We start from the raw sequence: 22,367 nt of genomic DNA, 5'->3' as shown, positions 1-22,367 counted from the left end.
CTCCTTTCTGTGACATAGAGTGAGGTTTTATTATATCATAGTTTATTTTTCGGCAAGGCTTTTGCGAAAATAGTGGAAATTTTGCTCGAAAAAAAGAAGATACCGCCGCTTCGTGCCCTTGACGGTATCTTCCAAGGCTATTTCCCCAGGCTCCACTCGCTTTGCAGCGTGCGGTGCAGCCGCTGCAAAAACAGAATCGGCTCTTCCTGCCGCGCCTGTTCCTCGCTGTATTCCAGCTTTTTTTGCAACAGGCGGGCGATTTCTCCCGCCAACTCAAGCTTTTTGGCTTCCGCCAGCGAGGACTGCCGCGCGATAAAAGTCGAAAGCAACTGCCAGTCCTCGCGGGTGAACGCCTGCTTTTGCTGCTCGCTCAAAGCAAGCGGCTCTGCCAGTGCCGCTCCCTGTTTTTTCGCCTTTCTGTTCTGGAACAGAGCGGTGCGGCCCCCGCCTTCGACTACGACGATCGTTCCTGCGACGAGGTCGCCGATGCGCTTGTCGCGAGGATGAAAAAAAGAGACGAGCGCTCCCAAAAAGTAGCCGGACGGGAGAGTGTCCACGATGCGGAACAGATTGCGGATCGTGGAGGACAAAAACGTCGCCGGCTGACCGTTGTCGCGGATGACGCGAATCCCCATCCACTTTTTCCCGACGGTCTGACCCGACCAGAGCGCTTCCAGCAGCAAAAAGTAGCCGAAGTTGAGCACGAAGAGCAGGAGGATGACAACGGCGATGGCATAGCCGTCACTATCCAGGAAAAAAATATCTTCTTTCCCAAATAAAACTATACCGATTACAATAAATACAGTAAGATTAACCAGGAGCAAAATGACGCTGTCGATCAACTGGGCAGCGGCCCGACTGCCCAATCCCGCTGTCTGGAACCGCAGCATCACATGCTCAGGGGTGACAACGGACGCTTCGCGACCTGCCTGATTCACGGATGGATTTTCATTCATGTCGGTTCGCTTCTCCCTCTCGCAATTCTAGTAGATAAGGAGGCCTTATCCATGGATATCACTTCATTTTGGCACAAGCATAAAGCCTCTTGGGCCGAACTGGAACAACTGGTCGAACGGTTCACCCGGCAAGAGCGGCAGATTACAGCCGCAGACATTGACCGTCTGACCCATTTGTATAAAAAAGCTTCCGCCCATCTGGCGCTCGTCCGCTCGTATCACCCGATGGATGAAATCACGCTCTACCTCAACCAGCTCGTATCCCGCGCCCACAACCTGACGTACAAGCAGCAGTCGGGAAGCTGGCAGCAACTGCGGCACTTTTTCGGCGTCCATCTGATCGGGCTGATGCAAAAGCGGATCGGATTTATCGGCATGGCCGCCCTGCTCTTCATCATTGGCGGCATATCCGGCTTTGCGGCCGTGCTCGCCGACCCGCTCAACCTGTACTACGTGCTGCCCCAAGGCATGGCCGAACAGATTGATCCTTCGCGACTGGGGGAAGGGCACGATGCCATCAACAGCCCTGTCATCTCTACGATGATTATGACCAATAACATGAAAGTAGCCATTCTCGCTTTTGTCAGCGGGATTACATTCGGCCTCGTGCCGATCTACATCCTGCTGTTCAACGGGCTGCTGGTCGGGGCATTGGCCGCTGTCTACTATCAGGCAGACAGCAGCTACGCTTTTTGGGCGTACATCCTCCCGCACGGCGTCATCGAGCTGACGGCGATCTTCATTGCCGGAGGGGCCGGCTTGCACATGGGCTACCGTCTGCTCGTGCCCGGGCGCTACGCCCGCAAGTATCAGTTTTTGGAGGCGGCGAAAGAATCGGCCCAGTTGCTGCTTGCGACCCTGCCGCTGTTGTTCGTGGCGGGAGCCATCGAAGGCTACATCACGCCTTCGACGCTCTCCCTGGAAACGAAGTACCTCGTGGCGGCGGCCACGTTGCTGCTTTTGTGCCTTTGGTATGTTATCGGGCGAAGGCGCCAGGCTCACAATGCCTCTCTCGCCTTTATTTCCAAATAAGCATTTATCACTGTCAGCGTCAACTGATCGGCCGGCACATCGAGCACCTGGATGCCCGCGCCGGTCATTTTTTGTTGAAACGCCCTGCGGTCGAGCTGGAAGCGCTGCGCCACCGATTTGATGTAGGCCAGGCGGCTGTTTTCGACCGGAACCCGCGTCCATTCGTGCAGCAGCGGGTCCGCCTGCGAGAGCAGCAAAAACAGGTGCGAGCGGCGCATTTTCCACAAATAGCTGGCGAGCAAGTCTTCCACCAAGTAATTTTCCATGTCCGAGAACAGCACCATCAGGCTGCGCCGCTTTTGCTGGCGATGCATAAATTCCAGTGCCTTGGCCGGATCGGCCTCGACGAAGTCATGGGACAAATCGTAGGTGGCTTCCAAAATCGTGTGCAAATGTCCCATCCCGCGCCCTGGCGGTATGTACGTCTTGATCTCGTGGGAATAGGCCATAAACGCCACCTGATCTCCCTGGCGCAAAGCGACCGCAGCCAGAGTGAGCGCCGACTCCAGCGACTGATCGAGCCTGCTCTGGTTGTTCAGCTCGACGCCCATCAGCCTGCCGCAATCGACGAGAATCGTAATGACTTTGCCGTGCTCGGGCCGATACTGGTTCGTCATCAGCCGCCGGGAGCGTGCCGACGCCGACCAGTTGATCGTGCGCGGATCGTCGTCCGGGACGTACTCGCGGATCGCGTGGAACTCAGAGCCAGCCTTGGCCCGGCGCAATATTTTTTTGCCGTCGACAATCAGGCTCTCCTGCAACGAGTTCAAATAGCCGCGAACTTGCGACAAATCGGGGTAAATTTTGATCGTCTGCGGAAAGGAAAAGCGGCTCTGGCGGTACCACAAGCCGATTTTGCCGCTCCAGCGCAAATACAGCCAGGCAAATGAATAGTTCCCCCGCTCGCATCCGCGCGTCTGATAGGCGATGCGCGACTCGCCGCTTTCCATCCTGCCCGAGATCGGCCCTGCTTCCGCAAAAGAGTGCGGCAAATCGTCCATGAGCACGTAGGAAACCGTCTGGCCGCTTCTGTTCGTCATTTCTACCTCGACCAAAAACGACTGGCCGATGTCGCTCTGCTCGGGAAGCACGCGGCGCAGCTCCAGGTCTTTGCGCTTGGGCAGCGTCAGCCAGTCGAGCACGCTCGCCACACAGACGAGGCCGTTGTACAGCCAGAAAGCCCCGTACCCGGTGCCCATGAAAAAGCCGATGACGGCAATCGGGGTGCCGAGCAGCAGCAGTACGAGCAGCCGCTTCGTCGGCAAAACGAAGCGATCTGCCAAAAAATCAGCGAGGAACCGGAATAGCGGCCAACGTCTCTTCGATGATGTGGTCACTGGTGCCCCCCTCCAATTCTACCTGGGGTGACAGGATGAGACGGTGCCGCAGCGCAGGCCGGGCCACCATTTTCACATCATCCGGCGTCACGTACTCGCGGCCGTCCAAAAGCGCCCAAGCCTTGCTGGCCAAGAGAACCGCAATCCCGGCACGGGAACTTGCCCCGAGCAGAAGTCGTTTCGTTTCCCGCGTCTTGCGAATCAAGGTCGTAATGTACTCAAAAATCGAATCGTCCACGACGACGTCCTGCAATTTGCGCCGCTGCTCCAAAATGTCGTCCAGGCTGCAGATCGGCGCTTGCTTCGCCTCCTGCCCGCCTGTGTGCCGGACGTGCTGGACCAGAATCTGCTTTTCGCTCTCATGCGACGGATACTGCATCGTCAGCTTGAACAAAAAGCGGTCGAGTTGCGCCTCCGGCAGCACGTAAGTTCCTTCGTACTCGACCGGGTTTTGCGTGGCGACGACGAAAAATGGCTCGGGCAACGGGTACGTGACTCCGTGAATCGTCACCTGGCCTTCCTCCATCGCTTCCAGGAGAGCCGCCTGCGTTTTCGGCGGCGTGCGGTTGATCTCGTCCGCCAGCAGCAAATTCGCGAATACAGGGCCTTTGATCGTCTCAAAGCGGTTGTCCTGCATGTTGAAAACGACATGGCCGATAATATCCGAAGGCATCATGTCAGGCGTAAACTGGATGCGCCTGCTCTCTCCCCCGATCAGCCCCGACAAGGTGCGGACCATTTTGGTCTTTCCGATCCCTGGCACTCCCTCCAGCAGTACGTGACCGCCAGCGAGCAAGGCGGCCACGAGCAGCCGAATGTTTTGCCGCTGTCCGACCAGTTCTTTTTCCATCTGTTGCAACAATTGCTCCACGATTGTTATGTCACTCCTTCATCAGTTGCGTAATGATCTCATCCAGCAAAAGACTGTCTGCCAAAAGCCGCTTCGCCGAATATCCGGTTCCGCTGCGTGCTTGCTCCAGCCGATCCAGCAGCTCGGCAAGCCTGGTGACTGCCTGCTCGCTCCAGCGTAGCCGGGCACAGCGCAAAATCTCGGCGCGGTCCGCTTTTTGGTGAACGCCCCAGCGATCGTGCATCAGTTGGCGCATATACGCTTCCCTATGCGCCAGCGCGTCACGCGCAAGTCCCCGGCGCTCATACCAGCTCGACACGGCTAAAAGCGTCTCGTCCCCCCGGCGAACCGTCCACTCGCGCAATGTGTAGACAGGGCCAAACCGCTTCCCTTTCCACCAGACGAACAAAAGCAGCACGACGGCCAACTGGACGAGCGCTGCCACCAGCCAGCCGGGATAGATCGCCAAAAGCCCTGGCTTCTCCTGCAGCCCGTGATGGTATTCGTCCACCCAGATCGCGGACCAGTTTTTTTGCAAATGCGGCCACACCGCCTCGAAGTGAGACAGCTCGCCAATTTTTCGATTCGTCAACCAATCCGGGACCAAAAAGTACGAGATGCTTCCGGCTCCTACCTGGACTTTTCCCGCAAGGATTCCTTGGTCGTCGTAAAAAAGCGGCTCCAGCCCCTCCGCCTCTTTCCATCTGGCCTGTGTTTTTGCCTGGCCCAGCAGCCCTTCAGCGAGCAACTGCCCCTGCACATTTCGTTCCTGGTTGCCCTTCTCTTCCATATACTTCGCTTCAAGCGGCAAGCCGGCCCACAAGATCGGCCGCTCGGAGAAAACAAACAGGTCGTTTCCGCCGCTGGCCCATGCGAGCAAGTCATCCTGCTCGTTCGCGCTCAGGTTGTCCGGCTCGACGACAAGCAGCGCCTGGCCCGCTGGCTTCGGCAGCAAATGCATCGGCTGCCGCCACTCCTTAACCTGGCTGCCTTTTTCCTCCAGCAGAAGCAGCACCGCCTTGATTCCGTCCGGCTGTGCCGACGATGCCAGATAAGGAGGCAGTTTCGTGGCTACAGGCTTGACGATAAACCATCCGACGACGACGAGCAGCACGATCGCCACGCTGATGCCCACGCGATACGTTCTCAGGCTATTCATGCTGTCCCTCCCCGTCCAAAATCTGCGCAAGCTCGCGGATGCGCTCCAGATAGTCTGCTTTGTCCACAGCTACCTGCCCGTACCAAGCTTGCTCGAACGCCCGGGCATAGCGGCGAAACAGCGCCTTCGCCTCCGGGTGGTTGGCCTCGATTTCGTCTGCGTACTCCCAGTTCGTCTTCCACTGTTCAATGCGAATCCACGACTGTTTTTGCATGTAGACGAGCAACGCCAAAAACAAGGAACGTTCGCCCTCACGCCATTCTCCGCGATCGGCACACTCCTGTGCCTCCCGCAAGTAATCGGCATGAGAGCGGATTTTTTCACCGTGGACAAACAGGGACGCCTTCCGCTTTTGCTCCCATACCATTCGGCGGAACAGCCAGAAAATGACCATCACCAGCAAAAGCGCCGCGACGACCAGCACGACCGTCGATGCCGTCGTCGCCGCACCCGAAGGAATGTCCGACCACGAAAACAGCCTGGCAAGCCATTCGAGCAAAAAATCGCTCACTCGCGCAAGCCAGCTCTCCCCTTCCGTGTGCAGGGCTTGAAATTCGTCGCGCTGCAAAATTTCCTGCAAATGCTCCTTGTCGGCTGCCCAAGGATTTGTGCTATTCATGCGCTGCTCCCGGCTCCTGTGTAGAAGGACGGTCTGCTGCCTGCTCCAACTGCCTGTTCATCAGTTCCTGCAGGTCTGTTCCATCTTTTCGGACGCGCAAGTCGAAGTAAGCGAGCGCATAAACAATCGCGATCCACGGCATCAGCAGGCAACTCAACACGACCATGATGATCTGCGAAATGATCGACGTCCCCAAAATTCCCATGATGGCCACCTGGATGCCGCCGGAAAAGATCGAATACAGAAGGCTCAAAACAATGAAAATCGCAAATAGCCTCCAAAAATTTCCTTTTGTCAAATGCCAGCTTTTCCCGATGCCGACGCCGCCCTTTTCAAACAGGACAAGCGGCAAGTAAAAGCTCCATCTGAGCAGGAAGTAGCCCGGCACTAGAAGCATGCCGATCAAAAACAAAATGTAGCCAAACAAAAAGACAATGATGAAGAGGAACGGATTGAACTCGCTTCCCGAGTCAAAAAACGTGTCAATCGAATTGCCGGTAGCCATCACGAACAAAAAGCCGATGAACAAAAACACGAGGGCAAACCCGAACGTCACCGCGAGTATGAGCAGTCCGTAGACGAGGGTGCTTCCGACAAGCGGCCAAAAGCGTCCCAATGCGCCTTTCAGCGCGGCCTTCAAATCAACCGTTTGCTGCTCCCATACAGATTTCGTCAGCAAGGTGGCGCCCGCAATCAACTGCGGATAGGCCACGACCATCGTCAGAGGCGCGACCAAAAACACATACAGCAAGAGCAGGCCGACGTTTTGGGTGACCATCTCTTCCTGCCCTCCAAACTTTTCCCCCATCGATTCCCAAAATTCCAGTCCTTCGGTATCTTGCATGAGTAGCGGCACACTGCTAAGGTCGACCAGGAGTAGCTGTTGTAAAAGCAAAAACGGGCCAAACCAAATAAGAGCCAGAAAAAAGTACGCCCCAAAATGCTGGCGATATACGTTAAAGCTTTTGTCCAATAGCTTCCCCACTCCCATTGGGGTCATTGGCATTTGATTCATGGTGAAACCTCCATCTCTCTTTTTGAGATTACCTGAATAGTATACACGATTTTCCATTTGTTTTTAAAAATTTCCGCTAAATTCCCTAATCATTTCCTGCCTGATTTTTCTTGGCAAGGGTATTTGTCTATTTCTCTCCGTTCCGCGCTGAATATGATAAAGCATGACAGTAGGAGGTGCATTGTCTTGGGATCTGCGAAAAAGAAGACACGGGCGAAGTCAGTCTCCCGCAGCAGACGCCGCTCGTCTGGCCAGGCGACCAGGCGCTTGCTCGACAGGCTGAACCGGGTCGTCCGCCTCCATGTGCGCGCCCCGAATGTAAAAGTCACCACGCCCGCTCCCCACGTGTCTGTCACGAGCGCCACGCCCACCGTCCAGGTCGAGGCGCCGATCGTCCAGTTTGAAGCACCGAAACCGCTCGTCATCCCCGCCCCGATTGTCAACGTGGACGTAGAAGCAGAAGACACGCCCGAGCAGGAAAGCGTGGAAGGGCTGCGAAAAGAGCTGTACAAATGCATGAGGCAAAACAGGACAGTCGAAGTCATTCTCACTTCCGATTGGGGACCAGGCAGCCGCCCTTACCGGGTGGGGCAGCTCACAAGAGTCGACGACGGCATCATCGAGCTGAAGCTTGGCGGAAGCTACGGCAGTTGTATTCTCATCCCGCTCAACCGCATTGCCGCCATCATTCCCGACGCCCCTCCGCCGGAAGCAGCCGCCCCCACAGACGAAGCGGAAGAGACCGCGCCCGTCACCCTGAAAGTAATCGAAGGTTCAGCCAAAGTACTTTGATTTCTTCGCCTCGCTTCGTCCTCCCACTCCTGCTTGGTTTTCACCATGCGCCAAAAGACATTGGCGCTTCCGCTTAAAAAGCCGGGAGTGGGGGAGCCGCTTTTTTCCGTCTTTGCTTGCACAGCTTTTGGACAAGCTTGTGGCGAGCTTGTGCGCCTGCCTGCCGCAGGCTTGTCCCTTTCTCCCCCGCAAGAAAAACGGACCAAACACCCACTTCTCCCCTCTCTCTCGAAAAAAGTGGGTATTTGCGTCCTGTCAGCTCACGCTACAAGTTCCTCCATACGTCCAGCACTTCCCGGGCCACGCGCTCCCACGTAAACCGCTGTTCCGCCAACTGTCGGCCGCTGTTCCCCATTCTGCGCTGCAGGTCGCGGCTGGACAGAAGCTGCTTCAGTTGAGTGGCAAAAGACTGCGGGTTTTCCGGCTCTTCGACGAGCAGGCCGTTTCCGCCGATAATCACTTCCGCATTGCCCCCGCGTTTTGTCGTCACAAACGGCAGCCCTGCAGCCATCGCTTCGTAGTGGACGCGGGCGAGCGGCTCCTCCCATTGCGAAGGACAGACAAAGATATCGCCTGCCCAAAACCAGTGGTGGATGTTCTCTGCTGCCACATAGCCTGTCGTGATGACAGGAATCGGCGAACGATCCGCCAGCGCGCGCACATAGGCGACATAGTCGCTGATTTTATCGACGCCGTACCAGGAGCCTCCGACCAGCACAAGCGCGATGTCGGATTTGTAGGCCGAAAGCTCGTTCATCGCCCGCACGAGGATGTCCGCCCCTTTTTTCGGGGTCAGTCTGCCGACGAACAAAATGACCTGCCTGTTCCCGATGTTGTGGGCAGCCCGCAGCTCCTGGCGAATTTTTCGTGCAGCCTGCGAGCTCTCCCACGGGACGAACGTCTGTAGATCGACACCGGAATAGATCGTGCGCAGTTTCCCTTGCGTTTCCGGGTAGAGCGACGCAAGGACGCGTCCTACATAATCGCTGATCGTGATGATCGTCGACGTGTTGGCGATGGCGCTCGCCGCTTCCGCCGGGGGAATTTTCGCCGCATCGAACATGTCGTTGTGCATGCTCAGTACGATCCGTGCGTTCGGGCATACTTCGCGAATCAAGGGAACCAGCCGCGGTCGGTTGAACACGTGAATCACATCGTATGCATTCGCTCGCAAAAACGCGAGAACTTCCTGGGCGTAGATTTCGAAGACACCGTGTCCATTCACACGCGCATAGCGAACATTTCGCACACGTTCGTCCATGGCGAGCGTTGGGTCCGACGTCCCTAAAATGGTAAGGTCGTGATGCTTCCCGAGCGTATCCGCGATCCCGGCTATATACGTCTGGATGGCACCGCCCCGCACCGGGGGAACGGGCAGCTTTTCCGTACAGATCATGACTACCTTCATCCGAATTCTCCTTTCCTGACACTACTCATCGCATGCTTCTGCCTGTTTTTTTTGCTTTCACCGCGCGCGGCTTCTTTGCCTGATTACTGGTCAATTTGCGGCTTGGAGCTGCTGCCTTTTTGTAAGGATGCTTGACGGCTGCATGCTGAGTGCCTCGGGGAGAACTGGACCGTTTTGCAAGTTGGGTTCCTGTTTTTGCTTTTTCGTTCGACTTGCCAGTCTTTTTGAGCGCTTTTCCTGCGGGCAGCTTGGCGCTTGCTTTTTTGGCGACCGAACTTTTGTTCAGAACGGTTTTCTTGCCCGTTTTGCTTGCTGTTTTTACCGAGCCGGTTGACGCTGCCTTTTTCTTCACTGGCTTGCTCCCGGCTTTTTTCACAGTAGCTACTATCGGCTTCAGGCGCTCGCTCTGCCTGCTCGCTGACGTCGTTGTCTCTGCGAAAGGCAGCTCGGGATTAGGGAAGAGCACGACATCTGGCGGCTTTTTCGCGGCCACAGCAGTTCGAACAGGCTTACTTTCTTTTTCGGGGAGACGAATAAGCTTTCCGGGTTCCACATCGACTGGCTTGCTCTCACCTTTTGCCGCCGGATTTGGCGAAGCGAGCTGCCAGTTTGCCTGATCTGATGCACTCGCAGGCGCTTGGCGCACGGTCGTGGCCGGGACGGCAGCCTGGGTGTAATCGCCGGGCTGGTACTGGCTGATGTCTTTCGCCAGCTCCGCCAATGCCTGGTCTTTTGTCTGGTCGGTGGAGAGGATTCGCTGCAGGATGGCCTCTGCTTCCGTGTTCAAGAACGTGACAGGATCGTAAAACATTTCCTTCAGATGCTTGTAAAATTCATTTGGCGCCGCCAGGTCGATCAAAAGCACCTCAAATGACTCCCGATCGAGCGGGTTAGCCCGGTGATACGCCTCGATCATTCCTCTCATCCACGTCAAATCCCAGACACCCATGTCGTCCATTGTGCTTGTAATCAGCTTGCGCAGGTCGCGGAACGGCAAATCGTAAGCCACACCGTCCAGGTCGATGACCCAAAGCCCGCCTGGTCCATTCTGTCCATTGGACCAGCCATAGTCCTGATGAACTACCCCCCAGTGCGGTTCACCCATCTGCACCATTCTTGGATAGGCAGATGCCTTCAGACGCTCCAGCGCATCCAATGCTTGTCGCTCATACTTGTCTACGACAGATAAAATCGAGTTGCTTGCGGTCGTCTCCCCATAGGCTTTTGCCATCTCACGCATCCAGCCGATTTTTTTGGCAATCTTTTGATAGTAGTTGGGCCAACGGTACAGGCGGGAAGAATTTTTCGCCCCTTGTGGCGGCACGTATCCTTTCGAATGTCGATGAAATTCTCCCAGGCCGAAGCACAGCTCCTGCGCTCCTGCCAAGTCTACTTTGGTCGCTTGCGTAAGGGCAATCCAGTCCGTGACAATCCACAGCTTTCCGCCCTTTTCCACGAAGAGCTTTCCGTCTCTGGCCGGAATGAGCGCGGGAACTCTGGCCCCCTGTCTGACGACGTATTCCTGCAAGCCAACACTGTAAAGACTCCGCTCCGGTGTGCGGTGCAGCACTTTCAGACTGCGCGGCCCTTTGTCTGTCTCGATCCGCCAGATCGCGCCGCCTTTGTCCGGCTTCGAGGTAATCAGCGTCTTGCTGCTGACGGACATCTCGTATTCTTTCATGACGAGCTCCGCGATCGCATCGACTTCCGGAGGTACTTGCATATCCCAGTCGACAGGCGCAGGTTGGCCGTCGTCCCGGGTGTCCCATGGCTTGATGACGTATTGTTCCATTTCCTTCCCCCCCCCCATGTTCCTTGTTAAAGCGCTCACCTTCTTCCTAAAATATTCATGCGCGCAGGTTGACGAAACGGACAAATACCCTTGGGAACTTGCCAATTCCACGCGCGAAAAAGCGGCCGGACCTGCGCACAAAGGACGCAAGTCGGGCCGCTTTAGCCGATCATCAATATTTCCCGGATGTCCTCTTCGCTCATGGAGGAGATCGCTTCCTCGCCTGGCGCTATGACTTCCTCAATCAAATGCTTTTTCTTTTGCTGAAGCTCGTACATTTTTTCCTCTACCGTCCCCTGCGCGACCAGCCGAATGACCTGGACGACGTTTTTTTGCCCGATGCGGTGCGCCCTGTCCGCCGCCTGCTCCTCTACAGCCGGATTCCACCACAGATCGTACAAAATGACGGTGTCGGCTCCGGTCAGGTTCAAGCCTGTTCCCCCGGCTTTTAAAGACAGGAGAAACAAGTCGCCCTCTCCGTCGTTAAATCGGTTGCACAACTCGATGCGCCGGGCGGCTGGCGTGTTGCCGTCCAGGTAAAAAAACGGGACGCCGTAAGCCCCAAGCTCTCGTCCGATGATCGAAAGCATTTCCGTAAATTGCGAGAACAAAAGCACCCTCCGCCCCGCGCTCCGGCATTCCTCCAGCACTTCCAGCAGTTGCTCGAATTTGGCCGAGCTGCCTTCGTAGCCTTCCACGAACAGGCCAGGATGGCAGCAAAGCTGGCGAAGCCGGGTCAAGCCGGCCAATATTTTGATCCGGTTTTTGTCAAAGGTGCGCTCGTGCAAATGTTTGGCGGCCTCCTGCTGCAACTGCGCCAAGTACGCGATGTACAGCTTTTTTTGCTCCGGCAAAAGCTCGGTGGCTTGCAGCGATTCGATTTTTTCCGGCAGCTCACGCAGCACCTCGGTTTTCAGCCTGCGCAAAAGGAACGGCCGCGCACGCCTGGCGATGGCGTCTCGGGGCAAATCCTGAAATTCCTTGCGCCCGGGAAACAGTTGTGGAAACACAACGTCGAAGATCGACCACAGTTCCTCCAGCCTGTTTTCGATCGGCGTCCCCGTCAAGGCAAAGCGGTGCTTGGCAAAAATGCGCTTCACGACCTGCGCCGTCTGTGTCGCATAGTTTTTGAACGCCTGCGCCTCGTCCAGAATCAGCGTATGGAACGTGCGCTGGGCGTACTCCGTGTAATCTCTGCGCAGCAGCGGATAAGACGTAATCCACACATCGGCATCTTCCGCTTCCTTTCGCGCCTGGTTCCGTTCTTCCTTGCTGCCGTCCACGACGCGCACGCTCAGCTCAGGAGCAAACTTGTGCAGCTCGTTGCGCCAGTTGTACAAAAGCGACGCAGGCGAGACGATCAGCACCGGCTGCTTTTCACGGCGAATGTCCGGCAGCTTGGCGAGGATGTACGCGATGCTTTGCACCGTTTTGCCAAGGCCCATATCGTCCGCCAAAATGCCGCCGAAGCCGTAGTGGGCGAGCGTCATCAGCCACTGGAAGCCGAACTTCTGGTAATCGCGGAGCACAGGCTGCATCGTGTCCGGAACGTGGAAGTCGAGATTGTCCGGGTTGCGCATATTTTCCAAAAAGCTCCGCAACGCCTTGCCCAACTGCACCGTCTTGCCCGGCTGGGACGAATCGAGCAAGCGCAAGCCGCGAAAGGCCGGGAGCGCAAAGCCGTTCCCGATCCATTCCGCCTGGCGAATCCCCAGCTCATCCAGGAACCGGTTGATCTGTTCAAATTCTTTTGTATCAAGCGGCAGCAGCGCTCCTGTCGGCAAGCGGTAATATTTGCGCTTTTCCTCCAGCGCCTGCAGCAGTTGTTTGATTTCGGAGGGCGGAAAGCCTTCGATATCGAAGCGAACCTCCAGCCAGTTCGTCCGCTCGTTCACATCGGCTTTCACTTTGGGCGGCGCGTGCAAGGAGTGCAGCCGCAGCTTGACCCCCGTCGTCGCATACACCTTGCACCATTTTTCCAGCTCGGAGACGGTCTGGTGCAAAAACTCGAACTCGGCTTCCTCGTCTTCAAGGTAATACCCCTCTTCGGTCCGGGTGAACGCGCTGTTGTCCATCAGCTCCAAAATGCGCTGCTCCCGCTCGCCGTCGCGCAGCAAAATCTGATCGTTGCGGCGCTGTTGCCCATTCGTCTCTTTTGCCAGCGGATTGATGACGATGTCGCCATACTGAAACTCCAGCCCGGCCAACAGCCGCTCCCGTACCCGGTCCAAATAGAGCCGCGCCTGCAGTTGCGTCTGGACGATCCGATCGGCGACCGCCTGCGCGATCTGCACGCTGCCCAGCTTCATCAGCCCAGGGACGACCCTGGTCATGAACGACTCCATTTTCTCCTGCGGAACCGCGATGTCCTCGCGCTGATGCGCCTCCAGCATCTGCTTGAGCTGCGCGAGACTTTTGCACGCGTCAGCGGACTGCCGCATCCAGACGCCGCCGTGCAGGACAAACCCGTACGCCTCCAGCACGGTCAGCTCGGCAAGCCCGTCCACTGTCAGCCGATACTCGTTTTCGCGCTCCCCCGCATCGAAGGCGAACTGCAGCGGCACCTTTCCCGTCTGCGCCTGAAACTGCTCATACGTGCGCTCGCCCTGCTGGACGCGCACACCGGGAGCCTGCCCGAGCAAATCGAACAGCTTGTCCCAGGCAAACGGCGGCAAAATCAACGTGCGCTCCGTCCCCACCGGCTTTGGCTCCTGATAGCCGTAGCCAGCCGTCTCCCGATACAGCTTTTCATGCTGGAACACGCGGATCAGCTCCTGGAGAATCGCCTCCTGCTCGGGCAAAAAGCGGTGGCTTTCCGGGTCGTAAGTAAAATGCGCGGAAAAGACGGTCGGCTGCCTGCTCTCCAGCCGCTTCAAAAACTCGCGAATGTTTTTTACGACGTACAGCCGCTTCGGCCCCAGCTTCAGTTCAAGTCCGATTACCGATTTGCGAAAGCCATACGGTATCACTTTGCAAATGATTTCCAGCTCCAGCAACGCTCGCTGGTCGAACAGCGCTTTTCGCGTGCCTATGCTGTGCGGACGCGGCTTGCCGAACAGATCGAAAATGCCCTGCGTCAGTTGCGCTTCGCTTGCGGCGGAGCCGTCCGCACCCGGTAAACGCGTCCCCCGGCTCGCCTGTGGCGCCAAATCGTCCGCTGACAGATCGCGCATTGCCAAAAGAGCCGCCGCGATATGCTGGCAGTATTGTTCATACGAATGCAGCGTCGGACAGCTACACGCCGCCACGAGCCCTGCCTCATCCAGTTCGAGCATCACCCGATAGTCGTGGCTGCCCGCCCGCACGGTGGCCCGGACGCGGGCAGGCTCGGGCTGGAAGTGGTCGATGCTCACTTTTTGCGAGCGGTAAAACGCTTTTCCCCGTTCAAAGGAGAGTCGGCCACACCATTCTTTTATCATTTGCTGGCTGATTGAAAAGCTCATTGCCCCTACCTGCCTCATCTTCGTAAAATATGTTTCATGATAGCAGATTTGGAAAGCAAAAAGATACGCCTTGGCGAGAGGCCACTGTCACACAGACACGGCTTGACATCGCCCAGTTGCCTAAAATTACGGAGCCGTTGAATCTGCTCCAAGAAACCGTCGAAGATGACGTGGAGCAATTGCGAATTTCAGAAGATCAGGACGCGCGAGTTGGCCACAAAAGTGCGGATTCCTCGTTCTTTGGATACAAGACACATCTCGCCTTGACCGAGGAACGGATCATAACGGCGGCCGTGGTTACGACAGGAGAAAAAAGCGACGGCAAGCAACTCCAGGCACTCATTGAGAAAAGCAAGGCAGCGGGCATGAACGTGAATTGAAGCCAAGAATAGCGAACTCAAGCATAGGCACGGGTATGATGTAGCTACATCCTCGGGCTTGTTAGGTATGGAGCTGCAAGGCGCTATGGCGATATTCGCGGTTAATCTCAAGCGTATACTGAAATTGGCGGACTAAAAAAAGGGAAATGCAGTAACAAAAAAGCGACACCTGCCAGGAAAAACGGAACAGGTGTCGCTTATTTTTTTACAAAAATCTCAGATCACCGGCAAAACCTAAGTTCTTCAGTGGCCTCCTTGGCGAGCGTATCTTTTTTTCGTATTTAGCAAGAAATCAGTCTTCGTCCTCTTCATCGTCGTCGTCTTCCAGGACCGGGTCCTGATTTTTGGAGAAGATCCACTTTTTCTTGGTGCCGTCCTCGTACTCTACCTTGACTTCGATCTCTTCAATATATTCGTCCTCACCAACAGCGTCACGCAAATACCTCAACCAATCCATGACTACACCTCCTGGTAACGGATGATGACATGCCTGTCGTCAGCGGCTTTTCCGTCGACATTGATACTATATGACAAACGTCTTTTGCCTGGCATGGTTCACTGTCCCTTTCCGCCGCGCAAGTTTTACCCAACTTGCCGTCCCCGTTTCCCGCCCTGCTCGTTACATATTTGCAAGGGGACTGGACAAACTTTGGATGGAAACGTCCGTGCTACCGTCATGACTTGGGATAGGAAAGGAGTGCCAGAATGATGAAACCACGCTACAAAAAGCTGCTTCACGTTGGCGCCATTCTGCTTTTGGCGTTCACCCTGCCGCTGCATGCGGCTGTCGCCCATCAGGACCATCCATACCATTTCGGCTTCAAAAAAAGCAAGAATGGACAGCTTCCTTCGATCAACGAAGAAGGCTTCAAAAGCATTGTAGATCGGCACGGCGCTGTTTTTTTGGGAGACACGTCGAAAAAAGAGCTGTATTTGACATTTGACAACGGGTATGAAAACGGCTTTACCCCGGCGATCCTGGACACGCTGCAAGCGAAAAAAGTGCCCGCGATTTTTTTTGTGACGGGCCATTACGTCAAGGAACAGCCTGAACTGTTGAAGCGGATGACGCAAGAAGGCCATCTCATCGGCAACCACTCCTGGAGCCATCCGGACATGACGACCGTGTCCAACGAAAAAATCAAGGAGGAGCTGACACGGGTCAGCGAGGCAGTCGCCAAAGTGACCGGACAGGCGAACATGCGTTACCTGCGTCCGCCCAGAGGCATTTTCAGCGACCGCACACTCGCCGTCAGCAAGGAGCTGGGCTATACGAACGTATTTTGGTCGATCGCCTACAAGGACTGGGATACAAAAGTGCAGCGCGGGGCGAAGTACGCATTTGACAGCGTCATGAGCCAGTTGCATCCGGGAGCCGTGATTCTCTTGCACTCTGTTTCCAAGGACAACGCAGATGCGCTCGGGTCCATCATCGACGAGGCCCGCAAGCGCGGCTACGAATTTAAAAGCCTGGACCAGTTGCCGCAAAAGCAGGCTGGCACTCCGTAAGCTTTGACAAAGGGCGGGTCGCAAGCTCTCCCGCGAAACAATTGTGTGTCGACTAGAAAACTTGGCTGTGCCAAGCGATTGGCGCAGCTTTAGTTGCCTTTATACTGGACAACAATCTTATCCATTCTTATCTGTACAAAAAAACTCCCGCTGCCTCGTCAGTTTCAGACAAGGGCGGGAGTTTTTGCACACATTCCGTTTTACGATTATTCGCGATCCAACAGGGAAGCGCCAGCAATACCCGGATGAGTCATCTCGAACGGATCGAGAATCAGGTCCAGCTCTTCTTCCGTCAGGACGTTGTACTGCAAGCACAGCTCGCGCACCGATTTTCCGGTCAAAATCGCTTCGCGCGCAATGCGGGCAGCCGTTTCATAGCCGAGATGCGGGTTGACAGCTGTGATGACGCCTACGCTTTTTTCTACGTATTCTTTCATCCGCTCGCGGTTTGCCTCGATTCCTTCCAGGCAATAGCGCGTAAAGGCGCGGAATGCGTTGTCCATGATGCTGATCGACTGCAGCAGGTTGAAGACCAGCACCGGCTCCATTACGTTCAGCTCCAGTTGACCTGCTTCGGAAGCGAGGCAAATGGTGTGGTCGTTTCCGATTACCTGGAATGCCACCTGGTTAATGACCTCTGCCATGACCGGATTGACTTTGCCCGGCATGATCGAAGAGCCTGGCTGGCGCGCTGGCAGCGAAATCTCGCCCAGTCCCGCACGCGGTCCGGATGCCATCAGACGCAGGTCGTTGGCGATTTTGGACATGTTCATCATGCATACTTTCAGCGCTGCGGATACTTCTGTGTACGCGTCCGTGTTTTGCGTAGCGTCTACGAGATGCTCCGCCCCGACGAGCGGGAAGCCGCTGATTTCCGCCAGATGCTTGACCACGGTGGTAATGTAGCGCGGGTCGGCGTTCAGGCCTGTCCCGACAGCAGTCGCCCCCATGTTCACTTCGTACAGGTGCTGGCGGGATTGCTTGATCCGCTTGATATCGCGCTCCAGCACGCGACGATACGCTTCGAACTCCTGGCCGAGACGGATCGGAACGGCATCCTGCAAATGCGTGCGCCCCATCTTGATGACGTCATCGAACTCTTTTGCTTTTTGGCCAAAAGCGTCATGCATTGTCTCCATGGTCACGAGCAGCTTTTCCAGCAAATCGAGCGTCGCGATGTGGATCGCCGTCGGGAAAGCGTCGTTGGTCGACTGCGACATGTTGACGTGTGTATTTGGACTGAGATGGAAGTAATCTCCTTTTTTCTCTCCGATAAGCTCCAGACCGCGGTTGGCGATCACTTCGTTCGCATTCATGTTAATGGATGTTCCCGCACCGCCCTGAATGGGGTCCACGATGAATTGATCGTGCCATTTTCCGTCAATGATCTCCTGCGCGGCTGCCACAATCGCATTGCCGAGTCGCGGATTCAGACGGGAAACCTCCATGTTCGCAAGGGCCGCCGCTTTTTTGACCATTGCCATTGCGATAATCAGGGAAGAATGAAGACGATACCCGGTAATCGGGAAGTTTTCTGTCGCCCGCATCGTTTGCACGCCATAGTAGGCATCTACGGGAATTTCCTTTTCACCGAGAAAGTCTTTTTCCGTGCGAAATGTTTGTTGTACCATTCTTATCAGACCAGCTTTCTAGGAATAGTGGTTACTGCTACCTCCCCATTTTAGCACAGATTCGAAGTGGTATGACCAGTAGTTTGTAACACCGTACGGCTTTTTTACGTCTTACCAAGTGAACAGCTCCACCCACAATCTCGACAGAATCGAGGGATACTATGAAAAAGCTTCTTTTCGTCTTGTTGACAGTCGGTCTGTTGCAAGGCTGCACGAGCGCTCCGCCTGCGCAGGAAAATCCGCCTGTCACGCAGCCGGAAACGCCAGCCCCTGCCCAGCCGCAGACTCCGGCAGAACAGCCGCCTGCCGAGCAGCCGGAAACGAAAGAAACCGTCTATGCCAATGATATTTTTCGCAATGTCACCGTGAAAAAAACAGGGGAGGATACATTTGAAGTAAAAGGGCAGGCGCAAGTGTTCGAAGCCGTCGTCAACTACGTCGTGGAAGACGGGCACAACGAGCTGACGGAAGGCTTTTTCCAAACCTCTGCCGGAGCTCCGGAATGGGGCGACTTCACGCAAACCGTGAAGGTGAAAAAAGCCGAACCGAACAGCACGCTCATGCTGATCCTGTTTGAAGTGAGCGCGAAGGACGGCAGCCGCCGGATGGAGCTAATCATTCCGTTGCCAGAGGAATAGACGCTTCGCCGACGCGAGATTTTTTTCCAGTTTTTTCATTCCCTCTCTTCCATGTTCATGCCTGTCCGTTATAATGAGAGAGATTCATGATACGTGGGGAGGATGACTGTCGGATGAAGAAAACTGCCTTGCTCGTCGTCGATGTACAAAACTTGCTCGTAGAACACTGCTACCAGGGACAACAAATCGTCGAGCGGATCAAACGCCTGATCGCGGAGGCGAGAGAACGCGAACTTCCCGTTATCTACGTGCAGCATCATGAAGCGGATGAACTGGTTTTCGGATCGCCAGGCTGGGAAATTCCCGCTTCCATCAAGCCGGAAGAAACCGATCCGGTGGTTCACAAAACAGCGCCAGACTCTTTTCTACGAAACAGGCCTGCACGACAAGCTCCAATCGATGTCCATTGAAAAGCTGATCGTCGTTGGCTTTCAAACCGACTACTGTGTGGATACGACGTGCAGAAGCGCCATTTCTTTGAACTACGATGTGACACTCGTCAGCGATTGCCACTCCACCGTAGACTCCCCCGCCCTCAAGGCAGCCGACATCATCGCCCATCACAATACGACTTTGCACGGCTTTGGCACCCCGCAGCATACCATTAGGGGCAAAGATTCCGCATCGGTTTGGGAAGCGTAGCTTTTTTGGCCACGAAAAAAACCATTGGGGCGATGACTCCAATGGTTTTTTCGAAAAATCATAACCCTCTCGCTTGGAGAGGGTCATGATGCGTCAGACTTCTATCTATAGTGTGTGGCAACATGCTGACTTGCGTCGTGCTGCTACTTTTGCTCGCTTTGTTCTTCCTTGTAGCAATCCATGCAAAGGGCACCATTGTTCTCGATCTCGTAATCTGTCAAGCGAGCCTGGCAAGATTTGCACTGTTTTTCCGTGAGCACCAAGTTCAAGACTATATCTCCTCTCAATGATGTACGTTAGTCTAGTTACATTATAACCGATGATTGATATCCGCCAAGCAAGCTTGTGTTAAAATTTCGTGAATTCTCTCAATTATACATAGAAGCTTGCGAAAGCCTTTCCGCCAGGCCCCTACAGCTTGCGCCGAACAAACATCCCCCAGGGAGGATCAGATGAACTCGCCTTCTTTTTCGTTGACCATTTCCGGGGAGCCTTTTCAGCCTTTCTCGCTCCCGCACCTGCTGGCTCTCGCGGTTACCCTTGGCCTGCTGCTGCTTTTGTACCTGTTTCGCCGCCAGTTGCAAGCACCTGCGGCCAAGCGCGCCTTTCGGTTTGCTTTGGCTGGCGTGCTGCTCTTGTCCGAGGTGGCTTTTCAACTCTGGCATGTGCTGACGGATAGCTGGTCGGCTGCCTATACGCTGCCTTTGCAACTGTGCAGCGTCACGCTCCTGCTGTCTGTCATCATGCTGCTTGCCAGAAGCTATCGCGTGTACGAGATCGCTTTTTTTGCCGGGATCGGCGGCGCAGCCCAGGCACTGCTTACGCCCGAGTTGTTTTATCCGTTCCCGCACTTTCGCTTTGTGCATTTTTTTGTCGCCCATGCCGGGATTATTCTCGCCTGCCTGTACATGACGTGGGTGGAAGGCTGTCGCCCGACTTTTCGCTCCGTGCTGAAAACGATGGGGTTTCTCAACGCGCTTCTGGTTGTGGCGCTCGTCGCGAACGCCTGGACAGGCGGCAACTATCTCTTCGTCTCGCGCAAGCCGGACAATCCGAGCCTCATCGACTTTTTGGGGCCGTATCCGTGGTACATCCTCTCGCTGGAAGGGGTTGCTGTCGCGCTCTTTTCGCTTTTGTACGTGCCGTTTTGGCGGAAAACGCCCGCCTCCGTCCCTGCCGAGCGGGATTTGTCGTCGTGACCCGCGTCTTTCTACCCTTGCTCGCGCACCCACTCGGTCACGACTTGCAAAAAGCGTTTGGCTGCGGGCGACTGCTTGCTAAACGACGTCGCCGCCACGCCGAGCGAACGGTAATGCTCGCCCGCGAGCGGAATCATGCGGATGTTGGGCGGCAGGCAAAACAGGATCATTTCCGGGAGGATGCTGATGCCCAGCCCGTTTTGCACCATGGCGATAATCGCGTGGTCGTCCCCTACCTCGTACTTGACGCGCGGCTGTAGCTGATACTGCGCAAGCAAGCGCTGAATGTCGTTGTCGCAGCCTTCTTTCGGCATGATGAACGTTTCTTCGGCCAGGCGGCTCACATGCACCCGCTCTTCCTGATAGAGCGGGTGTTCGTCTGTGACGAGCAAGTATAGCTGGTCTTCTTTCAACGGAATCGACTCCAGGTCTTCTGTCGTCGGCAGCGAGACGAAGCCCATGTCCACTTCGCCCGTCTGAATCCAGCTCTCGATTCCGTCGTAGTAGCCTTCGAACAGCTTGACCTCGATGGCGGGATACAAGTCCTGAAACCGTTTGAGGATGCCTGGCAGCCATTGCGTGGATACGCTGGTGAACGTCCCGATCCGCACCGTCCCCACCTCCATGCCATTGATCGCGTACACTTCCTGCTGCATCCGCTCCTGCGCCCGCAACATTTCCCGCATGTACGGCAGCAGCCGCTCGCCGTTGCTCGTCAGGCTGATACCGGAGCGCCCGCGCGTCAGGATCGAGAAACCGAACTCCCGCTCCAGGCTGGCGAGGGCGTGGCTGATGGCGGACTGCGTCAAGCCGAGCATTTCTCCTGCTTTTGTCAGACTCCCCGATTCGATGACGGTGACAAACACTTCGTACTTGCCGAGACTCACGTCGCTTTGCCTCCTTTCTTTTTCATTAAATCCTTTCATGAAAAGCATGATAAACATTCATTTTTCTTATTCAAACAATACTCTTATACTGAGTATGACGCAACGCGATTTCTTCATGGTTAGCCTGTTTCATGCGGGCAAGGAGGCTGGAAATGAAACCGCAAGTAAAAGCCGATCTGGCAATGCTTCTGGTTACCCTTTTTTGGGGATCTTCTTATTTGTTCATGCAAATGGGGCTGAAGGATTTGGAAACCTTCAACCTGATCGCCATCCGCTTCGGCATTGCCTTCGTTCTCGCGGCTGCCATTTTTCACAGGCGGCTGCGCGGCACCAGTCGCAAGACGCTCGGCCACGCCTTTATTCTCGGCACGATTTTGTTCGGCGTGTTTGCCACGGTCACAAACGGCGTCAAATCGACGACCGCTTCGCAAGCCGGATTTTTGGTCAGCCTGACGGTGATCTTCGTCCCGCTGCTGTCCATCCTGCTGCGCAATCGGCCGGAAAAGCGCGTATTTGTCGGCGCCGGACTGGCGATGGTCGGGATCGGCCTGTTGACGCTCAGTTCCGAGTTGCACATCAGCCAGGGGGATTTGCTGTGCATCGCCGGAGCGCTCTGCTACGCGACGCACATCACCGTGACGGGCAGATGGGCTTCGTTTTCGGACACGATTCAACTCGGCATTTACCAGCTCGGTTTTACTGCCTTGCTTGGCCTGCTGTTTTCCTGTTTGTTCGAATCGCCTGCCCTGCCGCATTCCGCAGAAGGCTGGGTCGCCGTGCTCGCTCTCAGCGTCCTGTGCAGTGCGATCGGCTTCGTCGTCCAGACTGTCGCGCAAAAATATACGACGCCGACGCATACCGGGCTGATTTTTTCGCTGGAGCCTGTCTTCGCCGCCCTGTTTGCGTTTTTGTTCGCGGGCGAAATCCTTACCGTGCGCGGGTATATCGGCGCAGCGCTCGTCTTAGTCAGCGTGCTGATTGCCGAAATCGACGTAGTCAAATGGCTGCGGAGCAAGCGGCAGACGAGGCTGTCGGCCTGACGCGTCGTCTGGCGCAACATTGGGCGCATGGGAAAACA

General features: G+C 55.7%; 20 protein-coding genes and 1 pseudogene. 9 read left to right on the top strand and 12 right to left on the bottom strand.

Annotated elements, in window-relative coordinates; genetic code table 11:
• Positions 1-137 precede the first annotated feature (137 nt).
• A complete protein-coding gene (locus AC3WQH_RS14895) occupies positions 138-956 on the bottom strand; it encodes an RDD family protein (RefSeq protein ID WP_005831093.1) in 819 nt (272 codons plus the stop codon).
• A 51-nt stretch (positions 957-1,007) separates the two neighbouring features.
• Here AC3WQH_RS14895 and AC3WQH_RS14890 point away from each other — a divergent pair, with 51 nt between their 5' ends.
• Positions 1,008-1,988 (top strand): stage II sporulation protein M, encoded by a 981-nt coding sequence (locus tag AC3WQH_RS14890; protein ID WP_005831092.1) that lies wholly within the window; start codon positions 1,008-1,010, stop codon positions 1,986-1,988.
• Here the strand turns inward: AC3WQH_RS14890 and AC3WQH_RS14885 are convergent.
• The 5 genes from AC3WQH_RS14885 to AC3WQH_RS14865 are packed head-to-tail and all read right to left on the bottom strand — an operon-like array spanning position 1,955 to position 6,968.
• A complete protein-coding gene (locus AC3WQH_RS14885) occupies positions 1,955-3,325 on the bottom strand; it encodes a DUF58 domain-containing protein (RefSeq protein ID WP_492332120.1) in 1,371 nt (456 codons plus the stop codon). The two genes, AC3WQH_RS14890 and AC3WQH_RS14885, sit on opposite strands and share 34 nt — an antisense overlap.
• On the bottom strand, positions 3,276-4,196 hold the full coding sequence (locus AC3WQH_RS14880; RefSeq protein WP_007777648.1) for an AAA family ATPase: 921 nt from the start codon (positions 4,194-4,196) through the stop codon (positions 3,276-3,278). Before AC3WQH_RS14880 ends, AC3WQH_RS14885 begins: the two co-directional genes overlap by 50 nt.
• Before the next feature lie 10 nt (positions 4,197-4,206).
• Positions 4,207-5,334 carry a DUF4350 domain-containing protein gene (locus AC3WQH_RS14875; protein WP_005831090.1) on the bottom strand — a complete coding sequence of 376 codons (1,128 nt, stop codon included), beginning with the start codon at positions 5,332-5,334 and terminating at the stop codon, positions 4,207-4,209.
• Positions 5,327-5,953: a DUF4129 domain-containing protein gene (locus AC3WQH_RS14870; RefSeq protein ID WP_005831089.1), complete on the bottom strand. Its 627-nt coding sequence runs from the start codon at positions 5,951-5,953 to the stop codon at positions 5,327-5,329. Before AC3WQH_RS14870 ends, AC3WQH_RS14875 begins: the two co-directional genes overlap by 8 nt.
• Positions 5,946-6,968, bottom strand: coding sequence for a hypothetical protein (locus AC3WQH_RS14865; RefSeq protein ID WP_026557347.1), 1,023 nt, complete (start codon positions 6,966-6,968; stop codon positions 5,946-5,948). Before AC3WQH_RS14865 ends, AC3WQH_RS14870 begins: the two co-directional genes overlap by 8 nt.
• Positions 6,969-7,154: 186 nt before the next feature.
• On the opposite strand from AC3WQH_RS14865, the gene AC3WQH_RS14860 reads away from it, so the two are divergent.
• Positions 7,155-7,760, top strand: a complete 606-nt coding sequence (locus tag AC3WQH_RS14860) for a hypothetical protein (protein ID WP_122952772.1) — start codon at positions 7,155-7,157, stop codon at positions 7,758-7,760.
• A 265-nt stretch (positions 7,761-8,025) separates the two neighbouring features.
• Here AC3WQH_RS14860 and AC3WQH_RS14855 read toward each other — a convergent pair whose 3' ends face one another.
• From AC3WQH_RS14855 to AC3WQH_RS14845, 3 genes are all read right to left on the bottom strand, one after another.
• Complete coding sequence (locus tag AC3WQH_RS14855) at positions 8,026-9,168, bottom strand: glycosyltransferase family 4 protein (protein ID WP_005831085.1); 1,143 nt, start codon at positions 9,166-9,168, stop codon at positions 8,026-8,028.
• 25 nt (positions 9,169-9,193) lie between these two features.
• Positions 9,194-10,960, bottom strand: a complete 1,767-nt coding sequence (locus tag AC3WQH_RS14850) for a CotS family spore coat protein (RefSeq protein ID WP_005831084.1) — start codon at positions 10,958-10,960, stop codon at positions 9,194-9,196.
• Positions 10,961-11,121: 161 nt separating this feature from the next.
• A complete protein-coding gene (locus AC3WQH_RS14845; protein WP_429788752.1) occupies positions 11,122-14,403 on the bottom strand; it encodes a DEAD/DEAH box helicase in 3,282 nt (1,093 codons plus the stop codon).
• A 107-nt stretch (positions 14,404-14,510) separates the two neighbouring features.
• On the opposite strand from AC3WQH_RS14845, the pseudogene AC3WQH_RS14840 reads away from it, so the two are divergent.
• A pseudogene (locus AC3WQH_RS14840) lies at positions 14,511-14,919 on the top strand (transposase); the annotation flags it as partial.
• A 156-nt stretch (positions 14,920-15,075) separates the two neighbouring features.
• Here AC3WQH_RS14840 and AC3WQH_RS14835 read toward each other — a convergent pair.
• Positions 15,076-15,240: a hypothetical protein gene (locus tag AC3WQH_RS14835; RefSeq protein ID WP_007779087.1), complete on the bottom strand. Its 165-nt coding sequence runs from the start codon at positions 15,238-15,240 to the stop codon at positions 15,076-15,078.
• A 251-nt stretch (positions 15,241-15,491) separates the two neighbouring features.
• Here AC3WQH_RS14835 and pdaA point away from each other — a divergent pair, with 251 nt between their 5' ends.
• Complete coding sequence (pdaA, locus tag AC3WQH_RS14830) at positions 15,492-16,292, top strand: delta-lactam-biosynthetic de-N-acetylase (protein ID WP_005831081.1); 801 nt, start codon at positions 15,492-15,494, stop codon at positions 16,290-16,292.
• A gap of 206 nt (positions 16,293-16,498) precedes the next feature.
• Here pdaA and aspA read toward each other — a convergent pair whose 3' ends face one another.
• Entirely contained in the window at positions 16,499-17,923 is a 1,425-nt protein-coding gene (gene aspA / locus AC3WQH_RS14825; protein ID WP_007779092.1) for an aspartate ammonia-lyase, read from the bottom strand.
• Between the two features lie 161 nt (positions 17,924-18,084).
• On the opposite strand from aspA, the gene AC3WQH_RS14820 reads away from it, so the two are divergent.
• The 4 genes from AC3WQH_RS14820 to AC3WQH_RS14805 all read left to right on the top strand — a co-directional run bounded on the left by AC3WQH_RS14820 (position 18,085) and on the right by AC3WQH_RS14805 (position 20,402).
• Entirely contained in the window at positions 18,085-18,561 is a 477-nt protein-coding gene (locus AC3WQH_RS14820; RefSeq protein WP_007779095.1) for a Gmad2 immunoglobulin-like domain-containing protein, read from the top strand.
• Between the two features lie 113 nt (positions 18,562-18,674).
• Positions 18,675-18,971, top strand: coding sequence for a cysteine hydrolase family protein (locus AC3WQH_RS14815; protein ID WP_492332119.1), 297 nt, complete (start codon positions 18,675-18,677; stop codon positions 18,969-18,971).
• Positions 18,961-19,203 (top strand): isochorismatase family protein, encoded by a 243-nt coding sequence (locus tag AC3WQH_RS14810; RefSeq protein WP_492332118.1) that lies wholly within the window; start codon positions 18,961-18,963, stop codon positions 19,201-19,203. Before AC3WQH_RS14815 ends, AC3WQH_RS14810 begins: the two co-directional genes overlap by 11 nt.
• A 452-nt stretch (positions 19,204-19,655) precedes the next feature.
• Positions 19,656-20,402 carry a YwaF family protein gene (locus AC3WQH_RS14805; protein WP_025846233.1) on the top strand — a complete coding sequence of 249 codons (747 nt, stop codon included), beginning with the start codon at positions 19,656-19,658 and terminating at the stop codon, positions 20,400-20,402.
• A gap of 11 nt (positions 20,403-20,413) precedes the next feature.
• Here AC3WQH_RS14805 and AC3WQH_RS14800 read toward each other — a convergent pair whose 3' ends face one another.
• Entirely contained in the window at positions 20,414-21,289 is an 876-nt protein-coding gene (locus AC3WQH_RS14800; RefSeq protein WP_492332117.1) for a LysR family transcriptional regulator, read from the bottom strand.
• A gap of 152 nt (positions 21,290-21,441) precedes the next feature.
• Between AC3WQH_RS14800 and AC3WQH_RS14795 the strand changes: the two genes are divergently transcribed.
• Positions 21,442-22,329 (top strand): DMT family transporter, encoded by an 888-nt coding sequence (locus tag AC3WQH_RS14795; protein WP_005831071.1) that lies wholly within the window; start codon positions 21,442-21,444, stop codon positions 22,327-22,329.
• Positions 22,330-22,367: the final 38 nt, after the last annotated feature.

This window comes from Brevibacillus sp. FW301-21C12A, from assembly GCF_058788915.1.
The sequence above is the reverse complement of the archived record's forward strand: the minus strand, read 5'-3'. Positions and strand labels throughout refer to the sequence as shown.